This is a genomic window from Planktothricoides sp. SR001, from assembly GCF_001276715.1.
Taxonomy (GTDB): Bacteria; Cyanobacteriota; Cyanobacteriia; order Cyanobacteriales; family Laspinemataceae; genus Planktothricoides; species Planktothricoides raciborskii.
Genome location: NZ_LIUQ01000141.1, coordinates 1 through 1,829, shown reverse-complemented (window position 1 = coordinate 1,829; position 1,829 = coordinate 1). Strand labels below are relative to the sequence as shown.

General features: G+C 43.0%; 2 protein-coding genes. One reads left to right on the top strand and one right to left on the bottom strand.

What is annotated here, in order from left to right:
* Positions 1 to 404 precede the first annotated feature (404 nt).
* Positions 405 to 1,160, bottom strand: coding sequence for a DUF928 domain-containing protein (locus AM228_RS28760; RefSeq protein WP_054470479.1), 756 nt, complete (start codon positions 1,158 to 1,160; stop codon positions 405 to 407).
* A 106-nt stretch (positions 1,161 to 1,266) separates the two neighbouring features.
* On the opposite strand from AM228_RS28760, the gene tnpA reads away from it, so the two are divergent.
* Positions 1,267 to 1,722 carry an IS200/IS605 family transposase gene (gene tnpA, locus AM228_RS28755; RefSeq protein ID WP_054470477.1) on the top strand — a complete coding sequence of 152 codons (456 nt, stop codon included), beginning with the start codon at positions 1,267 to 1,269 and terminating at the stop codon, positions 1,720 to 1,722.
* The last annotated feature ends 107 nt before the right edge of the window (positions 1,723 to 1,829 follow it).

Genomic DNA, 1,829 nt, shown 5'->3' with positions numbered 1-1,829 from the left:
TGGCGGGTGTGGCGATATGGCGATCGGGCGGAATGGCGATATGGCGGAATGGCGATATGGCGGAATGGCGATCGGGCTGGTCGCGGGAAACCCAGACCGCCGGGGGTTAAAACCCCCGTCTCATAGCGCAAGTCGGTTAAAACCGACTAAAAATCCGATATTTAATGCTGCATAACAATCCGACCGGCGGGGGTTTAAACGTTGGCGGCCTCATAGCTAAAGTCGGTTGAAACCGACTAAAAATCCGATTTTTCCTGCTCCATAACAGTCGGTTTTAACCGACTTGCGCTATGAGCCAGGGATTTTAATCCCTGGCGGATGTTGCGATATGGCGGATGTTGCGATATGGCGGGTGTTGCGATATGGCGGAAGGAAACCCAACCTACAATTAATCAATGGTAATTTCAAGGTTGCGAAATCAACGGTTCTTCCGCGACTTCTGCCAATCCCACAGACTGCAATACCTCAATCCAATATTGGGTTAACTCAGAATCATTAGGATTTTCCCGTCGTAAATTAGCCAGACTAGCGAGAAAATCATACCAAATTCCTGCCTGAGCATAAATTTCGGGAACTTGGCGAGGATTTGCTTGCTGGACTTGTGCCACTAAATCGGGATTGTCTACTCTTTGAATCCATCCATTCAGATGAGTTGTTTTATCTTCTTTCCCATTTTTCTGACAAACTAAAGCTAATTCCCATTGATAAGATTTCCCTGGTTGTAATTCTCCCATTGGACTATCCGTAGGCAGACTCACACTCATCACCCCGCCACGAGGAGAGATTGCCATACGGTTACGATATAAAAGTCTGGATTTATCATCTAGAATTAAAAACTCAACAGCTTCAAGCGCATTATCAGGAATATAGAAAAAAAACGTCGGATATCCCATCGTCGTTAATGGATAACCGCTTGAATTCGGAATCAAGGCTGTGAGAGGTTTTGGATTTTCTCCAACCAGGCAATTATCTCGCGTAATTCCTGAATCTGTATTATTTTTTCTGTCATCAGGATCATCGACTGGGTTGACTGGTTTATCGTCACTGGATTGTGTTCTTGGATTAGTTTGCGCCCAAACTCCTGTGGTAAAACTTATCCCCGAAAGCAATAGCAATAGTGCTAAACCAGTGGAGGCGATATGTTGAAATGGTCGAAACATTATTCATCCATCTTCTTTATAACAAAGCTTGATATAAGCTAAAATTTGCTTCATAGAAAAAGCCGCGATCGCTCTACAATTATAGTCATAGACTATTACACCAATTATGGCTCTCTGGCGACTTTACTATCATTTAGTTTGGACAACTAAAAATCGTCAATATTTAATTACCCCAGATAAAGAATCTACTCTTTATAATTATATCATTGGCAAAGCGGACTCTCTGGGTTGTATCATTCATGGGATTGGTGGCATCGAAGATCATATTCATTTGGTGGCATCGATTCCTCCGAGTCTATCAATTGCTGAATTTGTCAAGACGGTAAAAGGTAGCAGCGCCTATTATATGAATCATTCAGGATTGATGGGTCAAGATAAATTTGCGTGGCAGGAAGAATATGGCGTTTTTTCTGTGGGCAGTAAGCAAATCGATCGCGCTGTGGCTTATGTGAATAATCAGAAAATACATCATGGGAATAAAACGGCGATTTCTTGGTTGGAAAAAACTGATTCTGAAGACGATCCACCTAATCGTTGGTATCCCCCGGATCCGCCGAATTAGCCAATTTCCCAATCCGCCGGGGATTAAAATCCGTCTCATAGCGCAAGTCGGTTAAAACCGACTGAAATCCGTCATTTTCAATTATATAATTTTAGTCGGATTCGCCC

Bases quoted from the DNA above. Each gene is read 5' to 3' on its own strand.
- tnpA (WP_054470477.1), top strand. From the start codon at position 1,267: ATGGCTCTCTGGCGACTTTACTATCATTTAGTTTGGACAACTAAAAAT.
- AM228_RS28760 (WP_054470479.1), bottom strand. From the start codon at position 1,160: ATGTTTCGACCATTTCAACATATCGCCTCCACTGGTTTAGCACTATTG.